We start from the raw sequence: 21,712 nt of genomic DNA, 5'->3' as shown, positions 1-21,712 counted from the left end.
AGAGATTGAAGAGAATGGGGTGGGTGGGATGCTCCGGAACGGGCTCGAGCCCTGGCACCTGCTGATCGTGGCGATCATGATCATTCTGCTGTTCGGGTCGAAGAAGCTGCCCGAGGCCGCCCGCGGACTGGGCAAGTCGATGCGCATCCTCAAGAGCGAGGCCAAGGCCATGAAGGAGGAGAGCGCCCCGCAGGCCGCTGCCTCCGCCGTGCCGACCGCGGCCGCCGAGCCGGTGGTGACACCGGGAACCGCCGTGCCGGGTCCCGGCGTTGGTGACAAGTGACGACTTGAGGCTGGGAGCGGGGAGGAAGAGCCGTGGGAGTTTCCCTGGGCAAGGGCGGGAACGTTTCGCTGAGCAAGGAGGCGCCGGGGCTGAGCGCGGTCCTGGTCGGTCTGGGATGGGACGTGCGCACCACGACCGGCGCGGACTACGACCTGGACGCGTCGGCGCTGCTGCTGAACGCCTCCGGGAAGGTCGCCTCCGACCAGCACTTCGTCTTCTACAACAACCTGACCAGCCCGGACGGTTCGGTCGAGCACACCGGCGACAACCTCACCGGTGAGGGCGAGGGCGACGACGAGAGCATCAAGGTCAACCTCGCGGCGGTACCCGCGGAGATCGACCGGATCGTCTTCCCGGTCTCCATCCACGAGGCGGACGTGCGCGGCCAGAGCTTCGGCCAGGTCCGCAACGCCTTCATCCGGGTGGTCAACCAGGCCAACGGCCAGGAGATCGCGCGCTACGACCTCTCCGAGGACGCCTCCTCGGAGACGGCGATGCTCTTCGGGGAGCTGTACCGGCACGGCGGCGAGTGGAAGTTCCGCGCGGTCGGACAGGGCTACGCCTCCGGACTGCGCGGTATCGCCTCCGACTTCGGCGTCAACGTCTGACGCGGGCGGCACCGGATCCGGCGGGGGACCCACGGGCGGCGCGGGTCCCCCGACGACCAGGTGAGCAACGGGTGTGGCGTAGACCACCTGCCATCTCAGCAACAGTTGCTATATTGCGCAATCATCCGAGCCCAGGGCTCCGCCCTGACGTACGCCGCAGCGTAGGGAGTGGGAGTTGAGCGACCCCTGGGGCGAAACCCGCGGCCGATCGGCCACCCGTGACCGCTCGGCCGGCGTTCCCCGCCAACGTGGAGAGACATCCGGGCGGCGGGGCGGGACGGACGGCGGACCTCCGCAGCCGCCGTACGGCGGCCGGGCGGCCGCCCGCCAGGCGGCCCGGTCCCGCGGGCGCGGAGCGGGGCGGCGCGCCAAGCCGGTGGCCCGGCGCAAACGCGTCGCACGCATAGCCCTGCTCACGGTCTCGGCGCTGATCCTGGTCACCGCGGGCGCCGGCGCCTGGCTGTACGAGCACCTCAACGGCAACATCAACAGCGTCTCGCTCGACGGCAAGGGCGGCTCGGAGAAGGCGGACGCCTTCGGCCGCACCCCGATCAACATCCTGGTCATCGGCTCGGACGGCCGGAACAACGCGGCCGACTGCAAACTCGGCGGCGGCTGCGGCTCGGCCGGCTCCACCGTCGGCCACAACGCGGACGTGGAGATGGTGGTGCACGTCTCCGCCGACCGCTCCAACGCCACCGTGATGAGTGTGCCGCGCGACACGATGACCCAGGTCCCCGCCTGCAAGGACCCGGACAGCAACCAGTCCACGCCCGGCTACTACGGCCAGATCAACAGCGCCCTGCAGTACGGCCCGGCCTGCCAGGTCGCCACCGTCCACCAGCTCACCGGCATCACCATCGACCACTTCGTGATGCTCGACTTCGCGGGTGTGGTGAAGATGTCCGACGCGGTGGGCGGCGTCTCGGTGTGCGTCAGCGACAACGTCTACGACACCTACTCCCACCTCAAGCTCGCCAAGGGCACCCACACCCTCAAGGGCGACGCGGCCCTGGAGTTCGTCCGCTCCCGGCACGGCTTCGGCGACGGCAGCGACCTGGGCCGTACCGTCTCCCAGCATCTCTTCCTGTCCGCGATGATCCGCAAGTTCAAGAGCGCGGGCACGCTGGGAAACCCGGCGAAGGTCTACTCCCTGGCGGACGCGGCGACCAAGGCGCTCACCGTGGACGACGGCCTGGGCAGCGTGACCAAGCTGATCGATCTGGCGACGGATCTCAACAAGGTGCCGTCGAAGCGGATGACGTTCACCACGATGCAGACCGCGGCCGACCCGACCAACGCCAACCGCGTGGTGCCGGCCGCGGCGGCGAAGCAGCTGTTCGCCACCATCGCCAACGACCAGTCGCTGTCCTCCGCCGGCGGCGGCAAGAAGAAGTCCTCCGCGTCCCCGTCCGCCTCGGCCGCGGCCACCGTGCCCGCCTCCGAGGTCACGGTCCGGGTGGAAAACGGCACCACGACCGGCGGACGCGCGTCCGCGGTCGCAAACGGCCTTGTCGCCAAGGGCTTCGGCTCCGGTACCACCTCGGGCAACGCGCCGGAGCAGTCCGCGAGGACGACCGTCACCTACGGCCCCGGGCAGAAGGCCGAGGCCCAGACCGTCGCCTCCGCGATCGGCCTGCCCGCCTCACACCTCACCCAGGGCAGCACGAGCGGGGTCGTCCTGGTCATCGGCAGCGACTGGCCGAGCGGCACGACGTACGGCTCCTCGGGCTCGGGCGGTTCGTCGGCGGCCCCCGCCGACACCCACGCGGCCGTCGCCGACGCCCACGCCCAGACGGCCGACGGCGCGAAGGGCTGCGCCAAGGTCAGCCCCTACAAGACGGTGGAGATCAACGGGGTACCGATGACCCCGAGCCAGGCGTACGCGGCGGCGAGCGGGCGGAAGGATTCGGCGCCGTAAGGATTCGACGCCGTAGGGGGTGCCGGGTGGCTGTCTGCCCGGGACATCGGCGTCGGGATGCTTCGGGGCGGTGCCGCTGTCGGGAACGCACATCAGCCCGGCCCGGTCAGGCGCTCCGCCGGGTCTCCTCCCGGAGGCGGCCCGCCAGGCGGGCGTAGTCACCCCGGAAGAAGACCAGTGGGCGGTGATCGCCGGCGACCGCCAGGTCGAGTACGCGGCCCAGGACGAACAGGTGGTCGCCGGCCGGGACGACGTCCGCCACCTCGCACTCGATCCACGCGGCGACGCCGTCCAGGACCGGTGCGCCCGTGACCCCCCGGTGCCAGTCGAACTCACGGAACTTGTCGCCCCCGCTGGTCGCGAACACCGCCGACAGATGCGCCTGATGCTCCGCGAGCACGTTGGCCACGAAGGCCCCGGCTCGTTCGATGCGTGGCCAACTGGTGGAGGACAGGCTCGGGAAGAAGCCGACCATCGGTGGGTCCAGCGACACCGAGGCGAAGGAACCGACGGTCATACCGATCGGTTCTTCCCCGTCCATCGCCGAGACGGCCACCACCCCGGTCGGGAAATGTCCCAGTACCCGGCGGAAGTGCGCCGAGTCGAAGGTCGAGGCATCCGGGTGAGTTGCCATGGCTCTCCGATCACTCATGAGGAAATCGTATGAGCGAAGCCGTGCCCGGCCCGTGGCCGTTCGTGTTGGTGCTGCCAATATGACGTCTGCGAACTGGTTCGGCGCAGGTAGTCGGTGAATCATCGTTGACGGAATTCGGAAGAAACCGCAATTCCCGCCACGGCCTGATTCGCTTCGTGAAAGGAACTCTCACTCCATGCGTGCTGTCGGACTCGAACAGTACGGCGGACCCGATGTGCTGAGGGTCGTCGACCGTCCGCTCCCGGTCCCCGGCCCGGGGCAGGTTCGCATACGGGTCGCCGCCGCCGCGGTCAACCCCACCGATCTGCTGCTGCGTTCGGGGCAGTTGGCCGCCGCCACGGCCGGGCTCGAGCCTCCGTACACGCCGGGCATGGACGCCTCCGGAGTCGTCGACGCGGTGGGTGACGGCGTCGATCTGGGGATCGGCGAGCCGGTCATGACGTTCGTCAATCCCTTCCAGGCCGCGGGCGGAGCGCAGGCCGAGTACGTCGTGGTGCCCCGCGACCAGGTCGTCGCCGCCCCCCGAGGCCTCGACCTTCGCGACGTCGCCGGTCTGCCCATGAACGGGCTCACCGCACACCTCGCCCTCTCCCTCCTCGATCTGCCGCAAGGCTCGACGCTGGCCGTGACGGGGGCGCCCGGCGCGCTGGGCGGGTACGCGGTCCAACTCGCCAAGCACCGCGGCCTCCGTGTGGTCGCCGACGCCACCGAGAGCGACCGCGAACTGGTCCGTGGGCTCGGCGCCGACGTGGTCGTGCCACGGGCCGCGACCCCGGCCGAACTCGTGGGCGCCTATCGCGGCGCGCTGCCCGAAGGGGCCGACGCGGTCGTCGACGCCGCCATCCTCGGCGCCCCCGCCCTGGGCATCGTGCGCGACGGCGGCCGGCTCGCCAAGTGCCGTCCGTACGAGCTCGCTTCGGAGCGCGGCATCATCGTCCTGTCGGTACAGGTGCCGGGGCATCCCGACAAGCGCTCGGCCCTGGAGGAGCTGGCCGGCCTGGCGGAGAAGGGCGTGCTGACCCTGCGCACCGCCGCGGTGCTCGCCCCGGAGCAGGCTCCCGAGGCCCACCGGCGACTGGAGGCCGGCGGTGTGCGCGGGCGTCTGATCCTCGCCTTCTGACGGCCCGGACCGAGCGCTCCCGGTGGCCCGGGCCGGGTCACCCGTTCCCGGCCACTCGGACTGATTCTTCGTGTGTGAAGGGTGGATTGCATGAGGGTTGGCGGCATCGCTCTGGATCAGGAGGAGACCGGGAACATCAGAGACGTCGACAGGGAGCGGCGCGCGGCCCTGCGCCACTTCCTCCGCTCGCGCCGGGCGAGACTCTCACCCGGTGATGTCGGACTGAGGACGGGCGGGCGCCGGAACACACCGGGCCTGCGGCGCGAGGAGGTCGCGGTGCTGGCCGGGGTGAGCGCCTCCTGGTACACGTGGCTGGAACAGGGCAGGGCCAAGGTCTCCCAGGACGTGCTCGACTCCGTCAGCAAGGCGCTGAACCTGGACCGCACCGAGCGCGCGCACCTGTATCTGCTGGCCGGGGTCAACCCGCCCGCCGCCAGTCAGGAGGTGACCTCGGAGGAGGTGTCCCGGCTCCGGCTCGCCGTGCAGGCGTGGCAGCCTGCCCCGGCCTTCGTGGTCGACCGGTACTGGAACATCCTGGTGAGCAACGCGCCCGCGCGCACCGTGCTCGGTGTGCAGGACGGGGACTCCAACTACATGTGGTCGTTCTTCACCGACGCCCGCAACCGCAGCCGCTATCCGCACTGGCTGGAGGTGGCCGGGCGGCTCGTCGGCCAGTTCCGTGTCCAGGCCGTGCGCTTCCTCGACGATCCGCGCTTCGAACTCATGGCCAGTGGGCTGTGCTCGGCGAGTGCGGACTTCGAGCGGCTGTGGGCGCGGCACGAGACCCGGGACACGGGGATGGCGACTGTGGAGGTTCGCTCCGCTCCCGGCCGCAGAACCAGGTTCCATCATGTCGTCCTGGGGCTGCACCAGAGGTCGGAGCCGCTGCTCATGCTCTACCTGCCCGTCCCGGAGTGAGGGGAACGCACCGGGCCGGCTACCGGTTCACCTCGCGGCGGGCCGCCTCGATGATCGCGTCGAGCAGGCCCGGGAAGGCGCGGTCCAGGTCGGCGCGGCGCAGGGAGTTCAGCTTCACCGTGCCCTCGTAGTGCTGCCGGATGATCCCGGCCCGCCGCAGGACCTTGAAGTGATGGGTGCTGGTGGACCGGCTCACGGTGAAGTCGAAGGTCCCGCAGGCCATGTCCCGCTCGGAGTCGGCGAGTTGCCGGACGATGCCGCGCCGGACCGGGTCGGTCAGCGCCTCCAGCACGCCCTGGAGGGTGATGTCCTCGGCGGCGACGTGATCGGTGATGCGCTCAGTGGGCTGTGCGGTCACGTGGCTGGGCCTTCCTGGGATCCGACTCGGCGACTTCATCGTACGACAGCCATCAAAGGTTGATAGGCATCAAATTTGACGGCTATCGTCGTAGTCGGTTCAATGGTCGAGTACTCCGGAGGAAAGCCATGCCCAGTGCCGAGTCCGCAGCAGTGTCGTTGGCCAGTGACGCGGCACCGCGTCGACGGCCCGTACCACCAGGCCTGCGGTTGACCGCGCTCGCGACCGGGTTCGTCATGGCCGCGCTGGACGTGACCGTCGTCAACGTCGCGGGCTCGGCGATCCAGGAGCGTCTGCACGCCTCGCTGCCCGAGCTCACCTGGATCGTGGACGGGTACGTACTGGTCTTCAGCTCCCTGCTGTTGCTGGCCGGCGGCCTGGCCAACCGGCTCGGCGCGAAGACCGTCTACCTGTGGGGCATGGCGGTCTTCTTCGTCGCCTCCCTCGGGTGCGCGATCGCGCCGAGCGCGGCGGCGCTGATCGTCGCGCGGTTGGTGCAGGGGGTGGGAGCCGCGCTGTTCATGCCGAGTTCGCTGTCGCTGCTGGTGTTCTCGTTCCCGGAGAAGCGGGAGCGCACACGGATGCTGGGCCTGTGGTCGGCGATCGTGGCCACGTCTGCGGGCCTGGGCCCGACCGTGGGCGGGCTCCTGGTCAGCGCTTTCGGCTGGCAGAGCATCTTCGTCCTCAACCTGCCCATCGGCATCGTCGGCATGCTGCTGACCAAGCGCTACATCTCCCCGTCCGAGGTGCGCCCCACCAAACTGGCCGTCCCCGGCCATCTCCTGTGGATCGTGGCCCTCGCCGCGCTGAGCTTCGCGCTCATCGAAGGCCCGCGTCTCGGCTGGGGGGCCGGCGGGATGCTGGTCTCCTACGCCGTGCTGGCGGTGGCCGCCGGTGCGCTGGTGGTCCGCGAACGCCGTGCTGACAACCTGGTCATGCCGTGGACCCTGTTCCGTCGGCCCAGTTTCGCCGGCGCGAACCTGGTGGGTTTCCTCTTCAATCTCGCGCTCTACGGAAGCATGTTCATGCTGAGCCTGTACCTGCAGCACGCCCGGGGTTCCAGCCCCTTCCGGGCCGGGCTCGAACTGCTGCCGATGACGATCTGGTTCCCGCTGGCCAACGTCGTCTACTCCCGCATCTCCGCGCGGTTCTCCAACGGCGTCCTGCTGACCGTCTTCCTCCTTGTCGCCGGCCTCGCCTCGCTGACCATGGTCACCGTGTCCTCGTCCACCCCCTACTGGGTGCTGGCGCTGGCCGTCGGCCTCGCAAACATCGGCGCGGGCATCATCTCACCCGGGATGACCGCCGCCCTGGTGGATGCCGCCGGTCCCGAACACGCCAACGTGGCCGGCTCGGTGCTCAACGCCAACCGGCAGATCGGCACGCTCGTGGGCATCGCCGCGATGAGCGTCGTACTCGGCACCACCGCGGACTGGAACCGCGGCCCCGCGCTGTGCTTCGTGCTGATCGGCATCGCGTATCTCGCCGGCGCCGTCGGCGCGTGGCTGTTGATCGCCCGTTCCGAACGCAACGAAGTCGCCGTCGCCGTCTGAGACATGCCGTGTCGAGGGCGCTGTGCCCGGCCCCGGACCGGGCACAGCGCCCAGGAAGGACGCTCCGTCAGCCCGCCGAGACCAGTTCCAGCAGGCGGCCGGCCAGATCGATGGTGTGATCGACGCTCCGTGCCACAAAGGTGAAGTCGACGAAGAGGTCCTCGGCCGGCAACACCGAGCCGATCTTCCGCACCTCCTCGGCGACCACCGACACCGGCGTGCCGGCCGCCACGTTGACGCGCAGGATCGACCCGATCGAGTCCGGGTCCCGCCCGGCCTCCTCTGCCGCCCGCCGGATGGTCGCCCATCCCTCCGTCAGTCGCGCCGCCGGAAAGGCCTCCGGCGCCCACCACACCGGCATCCAGCCGTCGGCCCGCTCTCCGATCCGCCGCAGCGCCCGTCGTCCGAAGGCGCCCAGATAGATCGGCGGATGCGGCCGCTGCACCGGCTTGAGGTCGACGTGGCCCGCCGGAATCGTGAACAGGGGGCCCCGGTGCTCCACGGGGCCGGCGGTCCACCAGGCCAGCAGCACGTCAAGGAACTCGTCCAGCCGGGCGCCGCGACCGGCGAACGGCACGCCCGCGGCCTCGTACTCCTCGGGCGACCAGCCACTGCCGAACCCGGCCGTCAGCCGACCGCCGCTGGCCACGTCGACGCTGGTCAGCGCGCGGGCCAGCAGCGCCGGCGAGTACCACGGCGCGTTGATGCCACTGCTGCCGAGCCGGACCTCGCCGGTGACCGCCGCCGCGAGTGCCAGCGCTGTCAACGGGTCGGCCGCCACCCGGAACTCGTCCGGAATGGCGGGGGAATCGGGGGTGTATCCGACGGTCGGGTCCACCGGGGTCAACAGCCGGTCGCCGACCCAGAGACTGGTCGCACCGAGTTTCTCCGCGTCGGCGGCGAATCGCGCGATGCCGTTCATCTCCTTCGCAGCCGGACCGAACGTAGGAAGGCTGAAGCCAAGGCGCATATGTCTGCTCCGCCCGCTCTGTCTGATGTAATCGAGAATAGGACTGCCCACATTAGGGGAGCGGAAAATCTCTCTCCAGAGCGAACTGGTCCGGCTGTGGCCGGTACTGGTGGCGGTGAACATATTGGTGCGGACAATAGGAGAAACTGACTCACTCTCCGGCACCGGCACAGCGCCTACCATTTGTTCCGGTGACGCCCCGCCGAAAGCAGAGAGGGGATTTTTTGATGAATCCGGAACGACTGAAATTCGGCGCGTTTCTGGCCCCGTTCCACCCGCTCGGAGAGGACCCCACCCTCCAGTTCGAGCGGGATCTCCAATTGATCGAGCTGTTCGACCGGCTCAACTACGACGAATTCTGGATCGGTGAACACCACTCCCTGGGCTGGAACAGCATCGGCGTCCCCGAGCTGTTCGTGGCCGCCGCCGCCGAGCGGACCCGCCAGATCAAGCTGGCCACCGGCGTGATGACGCTGCCGTACCACCACCCCTTCATGGTGGCCACCCGCGCCCTGCACCTCGACCACCTGACGCGCGGACGCTTCATCCTCGGCGTCGGCGCGGGCAGCAGCCCGGTGGACGCGCACATGCTCGGCCGGGAATGGGGCGAGATGCGCCGCATGTTCGGGGAGTCCCTGGAGGCCGTCGTGGAACTGCTGCACGGTGACCAGCCGGTCACCAGGAAGACGCCGTGGTTCACCCTCCAGGACGCCAAGCTCCAACTCGCGCCCTACCGGGCGGGCAAGGTGGAGATCGCCGCCGCCAGCGTGGCCTCGCCGCACAGCGTGCGCCTGTCGGGACAGCTCGGCATCAGCACCGTCTCGTTCGGTGTGTCGCGGCCCGGTCACCGTCCCCCGGACATGAAGACGCAGTGGCGGTACGCGGAGGAGGCCGCCGCCGAGCACGGCAGGACCGTCGACCGCGCGAACTGGCGGATCACGCTGCCGATCCACGTCGCCGAGACGCGTGCGCAGGCCATCGACGACGTGCGGGCCGGCTACCGGCGCTGGGCCTACGAGTACTGGGGCGATCTGCGCGGGCTCGACGTGAACATCCCCGGCGTCGAGCCGGAGAACGCGATCGAGGCCGCCATCGAGGCGGGCAGCGTGATCGTGGGCTCGGTCGACGACGCCGTGGCGGGCATACGGCACATGCAGGAGGAGACCGGAGGGTTCGGCACCCTCCTGGTGTATCTCCAGGACTGGGCCGCCCCGGAGCCGACCAGGCGCAGTTACGACCTGCTGGCGCGGTACGTGGCTCCCCACTTCACCGGTTCGGCCCGGCCGCTGGCCGAGTCCGCGCGCTGGTACCAGGAGAACCGCGACCTGTTCGGCGGCAAGCTCACCCTCCCCGACCACGGAGCACGACCGCGCGGTCAAGCCGCCGGCTGACCAGGCGTCACCGCCGGCCGCCGCACCGGGCCATGAACCTCCCGGTGCGGCGGCAGCCGCGTGAGCGGGCTCGGCGCGGGGAGTTCACGCCGCGGCCGGCACGCGTGACTCCTCGTCGGCCAGGATCTGCTGGTGCAGTTCGTGCAGCTGCCGGCACGGCGTGATGCCCAGCTCACGGTCGAGCGTTTCACGCAACTGCTGGAAGACCCGCAGGGCCTCGGCCCGCCGGTCGGAGCGGTACAGGGCGAGCATCAGCTGACCGTGGAACGCCTCGATCAGCGGATGCCGGTTCACCAGCGCGTACAGTGGGCCCACCAGCTCGCGGTGCCGACCCAGCGTCAGCTCCGCCTCGTTGCGCAGCTCGACGCACTCAAGCCGGGTCTCCTCGGCCCAGGTGGCGAACTCCGCCACGATGGGCCCGCCGCGCACCTCGCCGAGCACGGTGCCCCGCCACAGCGCAAGCGCCCGGCCGCAGGCAGCGGAGGCCTCCTGGTGCCGCCCGGCGCGGAGCGCCGCCCGGCCCTGCCGGGCCAGCCGCTGGAACTCGTGCGCGTCCAGGTCACTGTCGCCCAGGCACAGGGCATAACCGGGGAACCGGGTGACGATCGGGCTCTCGCCCTGATGGACGCGGCCGAGCAGCTTGCGCAGCTGCGAAATATAGACGTGCAGAGCGGCGGTGGCCCGGCGCGGCGGCTCGTCACCCCAGATCTCGGTGCACATCTGGTCCATGGACACGACGTCGTCGGCACGTACCAGCAGGGCCGCGAGCAGGGACTCCATCTTCGGGGCGCTGACCGTGAACACGTCCTCGCCGTCGGTGACGCGCAGGCTTCCCAAGATCTCGAATCGCATTGACGCTGCCTTCCTTGTGGGGGGAAACGCGGGACCCGGCCACGAGGAATGTTCGAAGACGGACCTTCCCTTGATTAAAGGTTTGTCCATTTTTCGCATCGCCCGGGTCGGGCTCTCCTCATCGAGATAGGTGTAGCCTCTCAGGATCTCAATGTGCGTGCATCAGTAGAAGCACGTACGGCCATCAGTCTGGCCAGCTCGGCGCGAGAGCCGATGCCCAATTTCCGGTAAATGCGGGAGAGATGAACCTCGATGGTGCGCGGGCTCACCTTCAGCGCCCCGGCGACCTCACGAGTACGCCGGCCCATGCCGACCAGACGCGCCACATCCAACTCGCGTCGGGTCAACGAGGTGAGCTCGGGCCCGGTCGGCGCGGGTTCGGGCGACACGTCGTCGCTCCGGCAGGCGTCGGACGGCGGCCCCGCGAAGCGCAGGACACGCAGCCGGCCGGCGAGTTCCCTCGCGGCGGCCCACAGCCTCGCCGCCTCCTCGGGCCGCCCGCCGGACCCGGCCGCCCGCGCGGACGCCACGGCCGCGCACAGGCGCTGCAACCTCAACTCGGGTCCCTGGGTGAGCCGTTCGGCCTCCTGGTAGGCGGTGACCGCGGCGGTCGGGTCCTTCCGCTGGACGGACTCGTGGCCTCGGGCCATGAGCGCGTAGGCCCGGATCTGCGGCAGCGGGCAGGCCCGCAGCACCTGGGCGGCACGGTCGGCCCACGGCGCGACGGGGGTGCCGCAGGCAAGGGCGGCCAGGGCGAGCAGTTCGCAGGCCCGGGCGCGCAGCGGAAGGGTGAGGGTGTCGAGGTCGGGGGCGGCCAGGTCGAGAAGCAGGTCCGTGCAGCGCTCCGGACTGTCCGAGAGCAGCAGCGACTCGGCGATGGTGAGAACGGCGACGGCGTGCCAGGCGCCGCTCGCCGGGTGCAGGACCCGCAGCGCCTCCTGCGTGCGCGCCGAGGCGCGGGTGCTGCCCGGCGGTTCCGCGTAGGTGGCGCACAGCGCTTCCTGTGCCGTCGCATAAGCGCGCAGCCGGTCCGCGCCCAAGTGCCCGGCCAGCCGTCCGGCCTCGGCGGCCGAGCGCCGGGCGTCGCTGAGCCGGCCCTGGCGCAACTGGGCCTCGGCCCGACCGCTGAGCAGCACGGGGAGGACGACGTCGGGCGCGCCGTGCGCGGAGACGGCGATCCCGCGGTCGTAGAAGGACTCCGCCTCGCGTGGACGCCCCAGCGAGGAGGCGCACCAGCCCAGCAGGGACAGGTACTCGGTGTGCGGGCGCAGTTCGGCGTCCGGTAGCGCGTCCATCTGGCGCACGGCGGCGTAGTAGGCGGCCAGGGACTGGGTGGTGCGGCCGGCGGTCAGTTCGGCGAGGGCGTGCAGCGAGAGGGCGGCGGCCAGGGTCGCCGGGCGGCCGCCGGAGCGGGCCAGCAGCAGTGCGGTGGAAGCCATGGCGGGCAGTTCGGCGTCGTAGCGCAGGGACGCCACGGTGCCGCGCAGGACCGTCAGGCGGGCGGACGTGTCCCGATCGGTGGTGTCGGAGCCGAGCCGGGCGAGTTCGGCTCGGAGTAGCGCGTCGGCGTCGGTGAACCGTCCCTGCAGGCACTCCGCCAGCACACACAGTCGTATCGCCGCACAGCGGGCCTCGACCGGGCGGGTCCCGGAGTCCTCGCCGATCAGGTGTCGCAGTGCCTCCCCGTCGTCGAGATAGTCGGTGGACCGCAGGGCACGGGTCAGCGGCGGGATCAGGCCGAGCAGCCGGCCTGTCGACCCGTCGTCCGAGGGCAGGCCGCGCAGCGCGAGCGACAGCCACCGCACGGCGTCCTCGGGGGCGCTGAGCACCGCCTCCTCGCCGGCCCGGGCCAGCGTCTCCAGGTCCTGCCGGGTGAAGCTGTCGGTGGACAGCTCGATGTGCGCCGCCCGCTCGGTGGCCGGGGCGGCCCTGCGGTTGAGCAGAGCCAGGGCCCTGCGGTGGGCCTGCTGCTGCCAGCAGCGGTCCGCCCGGTGGTTGAGCAGTTCGCGCACCATCGGCTGACGGAAGGTGAACCGGGAGGCGGTCAGCGGCAGCGGGCGCATGATGTCGTGCCGGATCAACTCGGCGACGACCGCGCACACCTCGGGGAAGGGCAGCTCGGAGACGGCCGTCAGCTCCTCTCTGGTGAAGCGGTTGCCGAGCACGGCGCCGGATTCGGCCACCAGGCGTTCGCTCGGGCTCAGCAGCTCCAACTCGGCGGCGAGCGGGGCCAGTCGGCCCGCGACCAGGCCGGCGGACAAGTGAGGCCTGAGCGGTGCGGACTCGCCGAGCACCAGCAGGCTGAGGATGTTGCCCTCGCTCTCCCGGTGCACCGGCGGCAGCCAGTCGGTGTCGGGCCGCACGTCCAGCAGCCGGGCCGCCTGTTCGAGGCGGAGCGGGCGCAGCGCGATGCGGGTCACCCGGCCCTGCTCGGCGCCGTTGGCGAGCGTGCTGAGCAGCAGCGGGCCGGCCTGCCGGGGGCGGTGGGCGATGACGATGAGGACGGGCGCCCTGAGCGACCAGCGCACCAGGTGGTCGGCGAACTCCAGGGACAGCGGATCGGCCCAGTGGAAGTCGTCGAGCACCAGCAGCAGTCCCTCGTCGGCGGCGTCGGCCAGCAGGGCGCGCACCGCCTGGGAGAGCGGGAGCGGCCGGGGCGCGGGATCGGTACGGCCGCGCCGGGCGCACAGTCCCGCCTGGACAAGGTCGGCGTGGGCGGGGGAGAGCCGGGCCAGCCGTTTTGGAGTCACCAGGTCGCTGAGGGCCCGGGTGAAGACGCAGAAGGCGTCGCGCTCCGTGGGATGGCAGCGGCCGTCGAGCACCTGGACTCCCCGCTCCCGCGCCCGGGCCATCAGCCACGTCAGCAGCCGGGTCTTTCCCGTGCCGGGGTCGCCGTGCAGTTCGACGATGCCGCCGTGGCCTACCGCAATCCCTTCCAGCGCGCGCAGAAGCTGTGCGGATTCATCAGAGCGCACGGATGTTTCCACGATGGCTGAAACCTTTCCCCCGTCCGGCCATTTGTTTCAACCATAACCATTCCGTTGTCATGCGGGAGGGAAATTGTTGAGTGGTAACGATCGAATCTATGTGAAACAGTTCTTTTGTGGTGTTCTTGCGTTGGTGAAAGATTGATTTGACGAGCTGGAAGCCTGGTGTTCACAGTGCTGAAGCAGCCGGCCGATCACCTCCAGCGTGGCCTCGGGGAATTCGCGGTGGAAGAAGTGACCGCCCGGCATCATGTGGACCTGTACGTCGTGTGTGGTGTGCCGCGCCCACTCCCGGGCCTGCGCCGGAGTGAGCAGCGGGTCACGGGCCGACGCCAGCACGCGCACCGGTACCGGCAGCGGTACGACGGCTCGGTGCGGGCGGCTGTGCGCGAGGCACAGGTCGTCCCGCAGCAGCGCGACGGACCTCCGCAGCCACTCCGGATGCCGCAGCACCCGGTCCGGTACGCCACCCAGGTCCCGTATCCAGGACATGAGTTCCGCGTCGGAGGCATCCCACGGGAAGACGGCGGAGCGCGCCAGATGCGGCGGCGGGCAGGCTCCCACCATCAGCAGCTCCGGCGCACGCCGTCCCGTCGCCAGCCGGCGTCGGGTCAGCTCATGGGCGATCATGCCGCCCAGACTGTGCCCGTACACCGCGTACGGATCGTCCAGCAGGGGGTCGAGTTGCTCGTCGAGCCGGTCCACCAGCCTGTCGAAGTTCCGGAACCGCGGCTCGCGCACCAGGCGTTCCCGTCCCGGCAGCTGCACCGGTACCACCGCGACACCGGGACCGAGTCCGTCCCGCCAGGCGGCGAACGAGGAGGCCGCGCCGCCCGCGTGGTGGAAGCACAGCAGCCGGATGGACGCGCTGTCCCGCGGTTGCCGGAGGTCGATGACGGTCTTCACTGGTTCCTGCCCTCCCGGGCGACGTGGGCCACGGACCGGGGCATCGTTGGCGAGCGGTCTAAAGCCGGCCTAACGGCGCACAGCCTTAAGGCGTGCTTTGGCGGGCTCGACTAGAGCTTCCCGTGTGCGGCGTCGCGCCGGGCGTGCCGGCCGCGTCCGATTCGCTGACACACGGTGACTTCCCCCGGAGGAGAAGAGTGCTCGACGCTGGTTCCGTCCCCCAACGCCCGCTCGCGTACGTGCGTTTCGGTGTCCGATCATCGCGGTGTAATGCCTGCCACGTGTCGCCCATGGCAGGCGGACGAGTGGGTAGGGTGGCGTATATCTCAGTGCACACGGCTGGACAAAGGGGCGGAGTGTCATGCCGACTGGCCGTCAGTTAAAGGAACTCGGACAATTCTTGAAGGTGCGCCGGGGGCAGGTGAACCCCATTGAAGTGGGTCTCCCGGCGGCCGGAGTGCGCCGGACACCCGGGCTGCGCCGTGAGGAAGTGGCTCTCCTGGCCGGTGTGGGGGTGTCCTGGTACACGTGGATCGAGCAGGGACGGGCCGAGAACGTGTCGGCCGAGGTGCTGGCAGCGATCTCCAGAGTCCTCAACCTGGACGACACCCAGCGCCAGTACGTGTGGCGCCTCGCCGGCCTGGGCTCGTCGCACTTCGCCTCCTCGCCCGCGCCGGACGCGGAGTCCTTCAGGCCCTTCGTCGACAACTGGCTGCCCAACCCGGCCTACATCGCCGACCGGGTGTGGAACGTGGTGGTGGCCAACGACGCCGCCCGCGAACTGCTGGCCCTGGACAGCAGCTGCGGCAACCTCCTGGAGGACTTCTTCCTCAATCCGCAGACACGTTCCCGGCATCCCGACTGGGAGCAGGACTCGGCCACGGTGGTGGCGCGCTTCCGGGCGCACGCCGCGAACCACTCGGCAGATCCGCTGCTGGAGTCGATGGTGGACCGACTGCTCGCGCGGAGCGAGGAGTTCGCGAAGCTGTGGAACGCGCAGGAGGTCCAGGAGGACTCCTGCGGCATCGACCTGCTCCAGCACCCGCGGGCGGGTGAGCTGTCCCTGCGGCGCACGACACTGGACTTCACCCCCCGGCTGGGACTGCGGCTGACCGTCTTCATGCCGGTCCCCGGCACCCGGGCGGAGCGCGCCCTGCCGCTGCTCACTCTGCAGCGGAAGGTGACGGGTTCGGCAGCCTGAGGGCTGGTTGTCGTCCCGCCGAGTCGGGCGGGACGACAACCAGCCCCTTTTTGTGCCCTGTTGCTTCTTCGGGCAGCAATTCCCTCTCTTCAGAAAGTGGCCTCGTCATGTCTTCTGCGCTGCCGCTGGAGCGGCTGACGCGTCCCTCGCCCCTGCGGTCCCTCACCCTCGGGAACTTTCGGCTGACCCATGTCCCGGACGGGATGGTGCAGTTGAGGCCCGACGGCTGGTTCACCGGACTCGGTCCGGACGACCTTGCCGCGCTCGCCCCGTACCAGGATCCGGACGGTTTCCTGGTCGCCTCGGTGGGCGGCCTGCTGATCGAGCACCGGGGCCGCTCCCTGCTGATCGACGCGGGATTCGGGCCCCGGCGCCTGGAGGCGGCGCAATCCCATCCCGCCCTGGGCGAGTTGGCGGGCGGCGAGCTGATCGTGCAGCTGGACGCGGTGGGGGTGCGTGCGCAGGCCGTCGACACGCTGGCCTTCACCCATCTGCACGACGACCACATCGGCTGGGCGCTGGCGGACGGCGGGTCCCACTTCGGGGGCGTCACGTCCGTCGTGTTGTCGGCGGCCGAGTGGCGCGAGCGGGGCAGCCTGCTTCCGGCGCGGACGGCCGGACGGGTCCGTACGGTACCGGACGGCGGCGAGGTCTTCCCCGGCGTCACCCTCCGGGAGTGGCCCGGCCACACCGGCGGGCACGCGGGATACATGGTGGACGTCGGTGACGCAGGGGACGACAGTGTCCGGCGGGTGCTGGTGCTGGGGGACGCCCTGCACTCGCCCGCTCAGGTGGCGAACCCCGCCTGGCCGGTGTTCTTCGACAGCGTGGGCGGGCAGGCGATCGCGACCCGCCGGGCCGTCCTGGAGGAGGCCGCCCGGCCGGACACCGTCTGCTACGCCGGGCACTTCGCGGACGTGGTCTTCGGCAGGGTGACGGCGTCGGACGCCGGACACGAGTGGCAGCCGCTGGACTGAACAGGACGTGTTGCCAAGGCGGTTGATCGGTCGGAGGGCCGGGGTGCACATCACGCCCCGGCCCTCCGGCCGCGCTCCGGCGCGTACGCAAGAGGCCCAGCCTGTTGCGGCGACCAATATGTTGAGCGCGCACTGTCAGATGATCGCGCCCGGCGCGAGGCTTCTGGCCATGCCGAAGACACAGTCCCCACCACTCTCCATGACGGGCAGGCAGAAGACGATCCTCGTCGTCCTGCTGGGCGCGCAGTTCATGTTCGCCGTCGACTTCTCCATCCTCACCGTCGCCCTGCCGAAGATCGGCTCGGACCTCGGGTTCGGGCTCGACAACCTGCAGTGGGTGTCCACCGCTTTCGCGCTGACCGCCGCCGGTTTCATGCTCCTGTTCGGACGCATCGGCGACCTGGTGGGCCGTAAGAGGCTCTTCCTGGTCGGCATGGCGCTGCTGACCGTCTCCTCCCTGCTCGGCGGGCTCGCCACCAGCCCCGAGCTGATGATCGTGGCCCGGGTGTTGCAGGGCCTGGCCACCGCGGTTGTCACTCCGTCCGGCATGGCGCTGATCACCACGAGCTTCGAGGAGGGACCGCTGCGCACCAAGGCGCTCGGTCTGAACGGCGCCCTGCTCTCCCTCGGCTTCGCCGCGGGGGCGGTGCTCGGGGGAGTACTCACCGACGTGCTCTCCTGGCGCTGGGACTTCTTCATCAACGTCCCGGTCGGCGTGGCCCTGTTCATCGCCGGCATCGCGGTGATCCGCGAGTCGGTGGCCGAGGACCGGCCCAAGCTGGACGTGCCCGGTTCCGTCACCGTCACCGTGGGCCTGCTCGCCTTCGTGTACGGCGTCACCAGCGCCGAGCGCGAGGGATGGGCCTCGGCGCAGACCTGGGGCCCCCTGCTGGTCGCCGCCGTTCTGCTGGTGTCCTTCTACGTGATCGAACTGCGGGCCGCGGCGCCGCTTGCGCCGGTGCGCATCCTCAAGGCGAACTCCGTCAAGTGGGGCAACTTGGGCGGTCTGATCACCTTCTCCATGGAGTCCGCGCTCTCCTTCCTGCTCACCCTCTACCTCCAGCAGGTGCTGGGTCTCACCCCGTTCCAGACGGGCCTGATGTTCGGCTTCCTCGGACTCGGTGCCTTCCTCGGCGGCACCTTTGCCTCCCGGATCCTCGCCCGCACCGGCGCCAAGGGCGGCCTGGTCCTCGGCCTCGCCGTGCAGGGCGTGATGACCGGCGTGCTGTTCTGGCTTGGGGAAAACAAGGGCGGGGGCATCGCCGCCGTCCTGGTCACCACGTTCGTCGGCGGCTTCGGCCACGTCCTGGCGATCGTCTCGTACACCGTCGTCGGCACCTCCGGCATCCAGGACAGCGAGCAAGGGCTGGCCACCGGTCTGGCCGCCATGACCCAGCAGATCGGATTCACCCTCGGCATCCCGGTGATGTCAGCCGTCGCCGCCTCCCGGTACGGGCAGTTGAACAACGGCGTCGCCTCCTCAGCCGGCGTCCTCGACGGCACCACCTTCGCCATCCTCGTCGACGGTCTCGTGGTCCTCGCCAGCGCCGTCGTCATCGCCGCCCTGCTGCGCACAGCGAAGTCCGCCGCGCCCGCCGCGCTCCACGTCGCCGGCGAGGAGGAGCCCAGCCTCACCGCAGCCCAGTAACGGGCGACTCGGCCGCTCTCCCGGGTGCGGGGCACCCCACACCCCGCACCCCGCACCGACCTCGCCCACACCCGAGGAAGGAACCCGATGTCTGGTCACTCCACTTCGTCATTGCTGTCCGCCGCCGCGCCGCGGTACCTCGCGGACGTCTCCGACTACCTCGGAGCCCCCGAACGACGCTTCTTCGGGGAGGGCTACAAGCGCGCCCGGCATCATCTGACCGGCTTCCACATACCCGAGGCGGCCGGCACGGCCGCCGACGCACCCCGGCTGGGCGCCACCGCACAGGTCGTCTACCCGAGCGACTGGTCCCGCAAGGGCGAGGTCGACCAGCGGCCCCATCTGTCCACCGTCGACGTCCTGCTGCTCGGCGCCCAGCTCACCGAGGCCCTGCTCACCGCCCAACTCGGCCTGACCGAGCGGGAGCTGGCCACCGTATGGCTCGCCCGGGTCCGCATCAAGGCGGGTTCCCGCCCGGTGGAGGAGGACCTCGCCGGCTTCCCGGTCACCGCGTACGTCGCCGAGCGGCTGCCCGCGCCGAAACCCGGCCGCGCCCGCACCGCCGTGGAGGCCACCGTGGGCACCCTGCGCATCCGCCTGGAGGCCGATCACCCGGACGTCCGGCCGGGCGAGCGTCCCGGCGCCGAGCCGGCGGTCCGCGCCGGCGGCTACGGCGACACCCGCCGGCTCGGCGGCCAGCGTGTCGAGAGCGTGCAGGTCAGGCCCGGCACCGACGGCGCCACCGCGGACGTACGCCTCACCGACGGACCCGACGGCCCCCTCGGCGGCATGGAGGGCGAACACCAGCCGTCCGTGCACCTGGTGGACGCCTTCGTGACGGCCCTCCAGGTCGGACAGGTCCTGCTGTACGAACTGGACAGCGTGGAGCGGGCCGCCTCCGACACCCTGTGGATGCGCAGCACGCTGCTGGAGACCACCACCCCGCACCGGCCCCGGACCGCCGCTGACGGCGGCCCTCTGCCGCTGCGCGCGGAACTGCGCGACGCCCTGCTGCTGGGCAACCGCCATGGCGAGACCTGGCGTCGCGCGGACATCGTCGCGCACCTCGCCGACATCACGGTCGTCTGCTCGGTGGCCCATCGGCTGCCGCGATCCGCCACCTGAACCCAGGTTCCACCACTCACGGGAGAAGCACATGAAGCTCGCCATCGCCGGCACCTACTCCGTCGGCAAGACCCTGACCACGATGGCCGTCTCGCATCTCACCGGCCTGCCCCGCTCCGCCGCCAAGACCATGCGGGAACTGCTGCCCATATCCATCCCCGGCAAGTCGCTGGAGGAGTGCACCCCGCCGGAGCTGATCATGCTGATCATGCGGCGCAACCAGGAGCGCGCGGTCAACGAGTCACACCTGCCCGACGGCTTCGTCTCAGACGGCTCCTCGCTGCACGAGTGGGCCTACGGCACCGTCCGGGTCCTGGTCGGCATCAACCCCAACGAGTCGATCGACCTGGAGACGATCGAACTCACCGAGGAGATCAGCTTCTACGCCAAGGTCCTGGACCAGATGGCGGTACCCGCCAAGCAGCACGCCAAGGCCACCTACGACTCCTTCGTCCACCTGCCCATCGAGTTCCCGCTGGTCCCTGACGGTCACCGCCCGGTCAACGAGCGCTTCCGGTCCCTTGCGGACGAGCTGATGCTCAAGACGCTCAAGGAACTCAACATTCCGTACCACACGGTGGGCGGCACCATCCCCGAGCGCCTGCAGAAGATCGTCGACATCTACGGCTTCAAGCCCGTGGTGAGCATCGACGAGGCGATCGAGAAGGCACAGGCGGAGTACGCGCTCATCGACACCAGCTCGGAACTCACCCGCGCCGCCTGAACCCCGTACCCCCACAGCCGTCACTGAAGAGAGCCGCACAAGAAGAGACAACGACAACCCACAGACACAGACGGGGGACCTCCATGTCGTACGCCGTCCTGCGGGGGCTCGGAACCCACCTGCCGCCCAGACGCGTCACCAACGCCGAACTCGCCACCCTCTTCGACACCTCCGACGAGTGGATCACCACCCGCACCGGAATCAAGGAGCGCCGCTGGGTTCGCCCCGGCCAGTCCACCGGCGACCTGGCCACCGAGGCCGGCCGCCGCGCCCTGAAATCGGCCGGCCTCGATGACGGAGCCGAAATCGGCCTGCTCATCGTCGCCACCACCACACCCGACCACCCCTGCCCGGGCACCGCACCCGACGTGGCGGCTCGCCTCGGCCTCGCCAACGCCGCCGCCTACGACATCGCCGCGGTCTGCTCCGGTTTCGTCTACGCTCTCGAAGCGGTCGCCAACGCCATCGAGGCGGGCCGGGTCGAACGGGGGCTGGTCATCGGGGCCGAGACCTACTCCACCATCCTCAGCCCCAACGACCGCACCACCTCCGTGATCTTCGGCGACGGGGCCGGTGCCGTCGTGCTGGGCCGTGGCGCCCCCGACGAGCCGGGCCGGCTGCTCGGCTTCGACCTGGGCAGCGACGGCACCGGCAGGGACCTCATCACGATCCCGGCGGGCGGCTCCCGACAGCGCTCCAGCGGGGTGGCCGCATCCGATGACGACCACTACTTCACCATGCAGGGAAAGAAGGTGTTCGCCCAAGCGGTCCACCGGATGTCGGAATCGTCGCTCGCCCTGCTCGGCCGCGTCGGCTGGACCACCGACCAGGTCGGACACCTGGTCGGCCACCAGGCCAACCTCCGCATCCTCAAGGCCGTCGCCGAGCAGCTCGGGCTGGAGCCCCATCGCTCCGTCACCAACCTGGACAAGGTCGGCAACACCTCCGCCGCGTCCATCCCCCTGGCGCTGGCCGACGCGGCGACGGCGGGAGAGCTCCGCACCGGCGAGCGCCTGCTGCTCACCGCCTTCGGAGGCGGCCTCACCTGGGGATCCGCCGCCCTCACCTGGCCGGACATCACCCCCGCCTGACGGCGCCGCCACGTCGACGCCGCACCCGGCGCATCCCGCACGCACGTCACAGGCGCGGACACCCCGCGCGCAACGCACCGGAACCGTGCACCACACCGAACCGGAGAGGAAACACCCTTCCATGAGCAGCTCCGTGACGTCCGCCTCCGTCGCCGCCCTCGCCGACGCGGTCCTGAAGCTCCTCGTCGACAAATACGAGGCGCCCGCCGAGACCATGACCGTCGACACCGAGTTCGAGGCCCTCGGCTTCGACTCGCTCATCCTCGTCGAGGTAGCCGTGGACCTCAGCCGCCGCTACGGCATCGAGGTCGCCGACGACGAGCTCCAGGAGGCCGGCACCGCCGCCCGGACCGCCGAGCTCCTGGCCGCCAAGGGCGCCGGCGCCTGACCCGGCCGTCCCCCTGACCACCCGCGCGGCCGGCCC

General features: G+C 70.5%; 20 protein-coding genes. 14 read left to right on the top strand and 6 right to left on the bottom strand.

Going from position 1 to position 21,712, the window contains the following annotated elements; all coding sequences use genetic code 11:
- Positions 1 to 28 precede the first annotated feature (28 nt).
- The 3 genes from tatA to GRC12_RS06530 all read left to right on the top strand — a co-directional run bounded on the left by tatA (position 29) and on the right by GRC12_RS06530 (position 2,812).
- The gene (gene tatA, locus GRC12_RS06540; protein WP_208778116.1) at positions 29 to 283 is read left to right on the top strand and encodes a Sec-independent protein translocase subunit TatA; all 255 of its coding nucleotides are present in this window, start codon (positions 29 to 31) and stop codon (positions 281 to 283) included.
- 32 nt (positions 284 to 315) lie between these two features.
- Entirely contained in the window at positions 316 to 891 is a 576-nt protein-coding gene (locus GRC12_RS06535) for a TerD family protein (protein WP_208778115.1), read from the top strand.
- 175 nt (positions 892 to 1,066) lie between these two features.
- Positions 1,067 to 2,812 (top strand): LCP family protein, encoded by a 1,746-nt coding sequence (locus tag GRC12_RS06530; protein ID WP_244372125.1) that lies wholly within the window; start codon positions 1,067 to 1,069, stop codon positions 2,810 to 2,812.
- A 106-nt stretch (positions 2,813 to 2,918) separates the two neighbouring features.
- On the opposite strand, the gene GRC12_RS06525 is transcribed toward GRC12_RS06530, so the two are convergent.
- The gene (locus GRC12_RS06525; protein ID WP_208778114.1) at positions 2,919 to 3,464 is read right to left on the bottom strand and encodes a flavin reductase family protein; all 546 of its coding nucleotides are present in this window, start codon (positions 3,462 to 3,464) and stop codon (positions 2,919 to 2,921) included.
- A 178-nt stretch (positions 3,465 to 3,642) separates the two neighbouring features.
- On the opposite strand from GRC12_RS06525, the gene GRC12_RS06520 reads away from it, so the two are divergent.
- Both GRC12_RS06520 and GRC12_RS06515 read left to right on the top strand, forming a co-directional pair.
- Positions 3,643 to 4,587: an NADP-dependent oxidoreductase gene (locus GRC12_RS06520; RefSeq protein ID WP_208778113.1), complete on the top strand. Its 945-nt coding sequence runs from the start codon at positions 3,643 to 3,645 to the stop codon at positions 4,585 to 4,587.
- A 90-nt stretch (positions 4,588 to 4,677) separates the two neighbouring features.
- Entirely contained in the window at positions 4,678 to 5,505 is an 828-nt protein-coding gene (locus GRC12_RS06515) for a helix-turn-helix domain-containing protein (protein ID WP_208778112.1), read from the top strand.
- A gap of 19 nt (positions 5,506 to 5,524) precedes the next feature.
- Here GRC12_RS06515 and GRC12_RS06510 read toward each other — a convergent pair whose 3' ends face one another.
- A complete protein-coding gene (locus tag GRC12_RS06510; RefSeq protein WP_208778111.1) occupies positions 5,525 to 5,902 on the bottom strand; it encodes an ArsR/SmtB family transcription factor in 378 nt (125 codons plus the stop codon).
- Positions 5,903 to 5,991: 89 nt separating this feature from the next.
- Here GRC12_RS06510 and GRC12_RS06505 point away from each other — a divergent pair, with 89 nt between their 5' ends.
- The gene (locus GRC12_RS06505) at positions 5,992 to 7,416 is read left to right on the top strand and encodes an MFS transporter (RefSeq protein ID WP_208778110.1); all 1,425 of its coding nucleotides are present in this window, start codon (positions 5,992 to 5,994) and stop codon (positions 7,414 to 7,416) included.
- A gap of 67 nt (positions 7,417 to 7,483) precedes the next feature.
- On the opposite strand, the gene GRC12_RS06500 is transcribed toward GRC12_RS06505, so the two are convergent.
- On the bottom strand, positions 7,484 to 8,509 hold the full coding sequence (locus tag GRC12_RS06500; protein WP_244372124.1) for a TIGR03619 family F420-dependent LLM class oxidoreductase: 1,026 nt from the start codon (positions 8,507 to 8,509) through the stop codon (positions 7,484 to 7,486).
- A gap of 104 nt (positions 8,510 to 8,613) precedes the next feature.
- Here GRC12_RS06500 and GRC12_RS06495 point away from each other — a divergent pair, with 104 nt between their 5' ends.
- Entirely contained in the window at positions 8,614 to 9,777 is a 1,164-nt protein-coding gene (locus GRC12_RS06495; RefSeq protein ID WP_208778109.1) for an LLM class flavin-dependent oxidoreductase, read from the top strand.
- Positions 9,778 to 9,861: 84 nt separating this feature from the next.
- Here the strand turns inward: GRC12_RS06495 and GRC12_RS06490 are convergent, their stop codons facing one another.
- From GRC12_RS06490 to GRC12_RS06480, 3 genes are all read right to left on the bottom strand, one after another.
- Positions 9,862 to 10,629, bottom strand: coding sequence for an AfsR/SARP family transcriptional regulator (locus tag GRC12_RS06490; protein WP_208778108.1), 768 nt, complete (start codon positions 10,627 to 10,629; stop codon positions 9,862 to 9,864).
- A gap of 140 nt (positions 10,630 to 10,769) precedes the next feature.
- A complete protein-coding gene (locus GRC12_RS46660) occupies positions 10,770 to 13,604 on the bottom strand; it encodes a helix-turn-helix transcriptional regulator (protein ID WP_208778107.1) in 2,835 nt (944 codons plus the stop codon).
- A gap of 108 nt (positions 13,605 to 13,712) precedes the next feature.
- Entirely contained in the window at positions 13,713 to 14,522 is an 810-nt protein-coding gene (locus tag GRC12_RS06480) for a thioesterase II family protein (protein ID WP_208778106.1), read from the bottom strand.
- 361 nt (positions 14,523 to 14,883) lie between these two features.
- On the opposite strand from GRC12_RS06480, the gene GRC12_RS06475 reads away from it, so the two are divergent.
- From GRC12_RS06475 to GRC12_RS06445, 7 genes are all read left to right on the top strand, one after another.
- The gene (locus tag GRC12_RS06475; RefSeq protein ID WP_244372123.1) at positions 14,884 to 15,723 is read left to right on the top strand and encodes a helix-turn-helix transcriptional regulator; all 840 of its coding nucleotides are present in this window, start codon (positions 14,884 to 14,886) and stop codon (positions 15,721 to 15,723) included.
- Positions 15,724 to 15,830: 107 nt separating this feature from the next.
- Positions 15,831 to 16,700, top strand: a complete 870-nt coding sequence (locus GRC12_RS06470) for an MBL fold metallo-hydrolase (RefSeq protein ID WP_208778104.1) — start codon at positions 15,831 to 15,833, stop codon at positions 16,698 to 16,700.
- 169 nt (positions 16,701 to 16,869) lie between these two features.
- A complete protein-coding gene (locus GRC12_RS06465; RefSeq protein ID WP_244372122.1) occupies positions 16,870 to 18,348 on the top strand; it encodes an MFS transporter in 1,479 nt (492 codons plus the stop codon).
- An 87-nt stretch (positions 18,349 to 18,435) separates the two neighbouring features.
- The gene (locus GRC12_RS06460) at positions 18,436 to 19,473 is read left to right on the top strand and encodes an AvrD family protein (protein ID WP_208778103.1); all 1,038 of its coding nucleotides are present in this window, start codon (positions 18,436 to 18,438) and stop codon (positions 19,471 to 19,473) included.
- 31 nt (positions 19,474 to 19,504) lie between these two features.
- The gene (locus GRC12_RS06455) at positions 19,505 to 20,197 is read left to right on the top strand and encodes an AAA family ATPase (protein ID WP_208778102.1); all 693 of its coding nucleotides are present in this window, start codon (positions 19,505 to 19,507) and stop codon (positions 20,195 to 20,197) included.
- Positions 20,198 to 20,280: 83 nt separating this feature from the next.
- Positions 20,281 to 21,288 carry a beta-ketoacyl-ACP synthase III gene (locus GRC12_RS06450; protein WP_208778101.1) on the top strand — a complete coding sequence of 336 codons (1,008 nt, stop codon included), beginning with the start codon at positions 20,281 to 20,283 and terminating at the stop codon, positions 21,286 to 21,288.
- Positions 21,289 to 21,409: 121 nt separating this feature from the next.
- On the top strand, positions 21,410 to 21,676 hold the full coding sequence (locus GRC12_RS06445; protein ID WP_208778100.1) for an acyl carrier protein: 267 nt from the start codon (positions 21,410 to 21,412) through the stop codon (positions 21,674 to 21,676).
- Positions 21,677 to 21,712 lie beyond the last annotated feature (36 nt).

The organism is Streptomyces griseorubiginosus, from assembly GCF_017614965.1.
In the GTDB taxonomy this organism is placed as follows: Bacteria; Actinomycetota; Actinomycetes; order Streptomycetales; family Streptomycetaceae; genus Streptomyces; species Streptomyces griseorubiginosus_B.
The sequence above is the reverse complement of the archived record's forward strand: the minus strand, read 5'-3'. Positions and strand labels throughout refer to the sequence as shown.

What these genes read in the sequence shown, in the direction of transcription:
- tatA (WP_208778116.1), top strand. Translation starts at nt 29, where the DNA reads ATGCTCCGGAACGGGCTCGAGCCCTGGCACCTGCTGATCGTGGCGATC.
- GRC12_RS06525 (WP_208778114.1), bottom strand. Translation starts at nt 3,464, where the DNA reads ATGAGTGATCGGAGAGCCATGGCAACTCACCCGGATGCCTCGACCTTC.
- GRC12_RS06520 (WP_208778113.1), top strand. Translation starts at nt 3,643, where the DNA reads ATGCGTGCTGTCGGACTCGAACAGTACGGCGGACCCGATGTGCTGAGG.
- GRC12_RS06515 (WP_208778112.1), top strand. Translation starts at nt 4,678, where the DNA reads ATGAGGGTTGGCGGCATCGCTCTGGATCAGGAGGAGACCGGGAACATC.
- GRC12_RS06510 (WP_208778111.1), bottom strand. Translation starts at nt 5,902, where the DNA reads ATGAAGTCGCCGAGTCGGATCCCAGGAAGGCCCAGCCACGTGACCGCA.
- GRC12_RS06505 (WP_208778110.1), top strand. Translation starts at nt 5,992, where the DNA reads ATGCCCAGTGCCGAGTCCGCAGCAGTGTCGTTGGCCAGTGACGCGGCA.
- GRC12_RS06500 (WP_244372124.1), bottom strand. Translation starts at nt 8,509, where the DNA reads ATGTTCACCGCCACCAGTACCGGCCACAGCCGGACCAGTTCGCTCTGG.
- GRC12_RS06495 (WP_208778109.1), top strand. Translation starts at nt 8,614, where the DNA reads ATGAATCCGGAACGACTGAAATTCGGCGCGTTTCTGGCCCCGTTCCAC.
- GRC12_RS06490 (WP_208778108.1), bottom strand. Translation starts at nt 10,629, where the DNA reads ATGCGATTCGAGATCTTGGGAAGCCTGCGCGTCACCGACGGCGAGGAC.
- GRC12_RS06475 (WP_244372123.1), top strand. Translation starts at nt 14,884, where the DNA reads ATGCCGACTGGCCGTCAGTTAAAGGAACTCGGACAATTCTTGAAGGTG.
- GRC12_RS06470 (WP_208778104.1), top strand. Translation starts at nt 15,831, where the DNA reads ATGTCTTCTGCGCTGCCGCTGGAGCGGCTGACGCGTCCCTCGCCCCTG.
- GRC12_RS06465 (WP_244372122.1), top strand. Translation starts at nt 16,870, where the DNA reads ATGCCGAAGACACAGTCCCCACCACTCTCCATGACGGGCAGGCAGAAG.
- GRC12_RS06460 (WP_208778103.1), top strand. Translation starts at nt 18,436, where the DNA reads ATGTCTGGTCACTCCACTTCGTCATTGCTGTCCGCCGCCGCGCCGCGG.
- GRC12_RS06455 (WP_208778102.1), top strand. Translation starts at nt 19,505, where the DNA reads ATGAAGCTCGCCATCGCCGGCACCTACTCCGTCGGCAAGACCCTGACC.
- GRC12_RS06450 (WP_208778101.1), top strand. Translation starts at nt 20,281, where the DNA reads ATGTCGTACGCCGTCCTGCGGGGGCTCGGAACCCACCTGCCGCCCAGA.
- GRC12_RS06445 (WP_208778100.1), top strand. Translation starts at nt 21,410, where the DNA reads ATGAGCAGCTCCGTGACGTCCGCCTCCGTCGCCGCCCTCGCCGACGCG.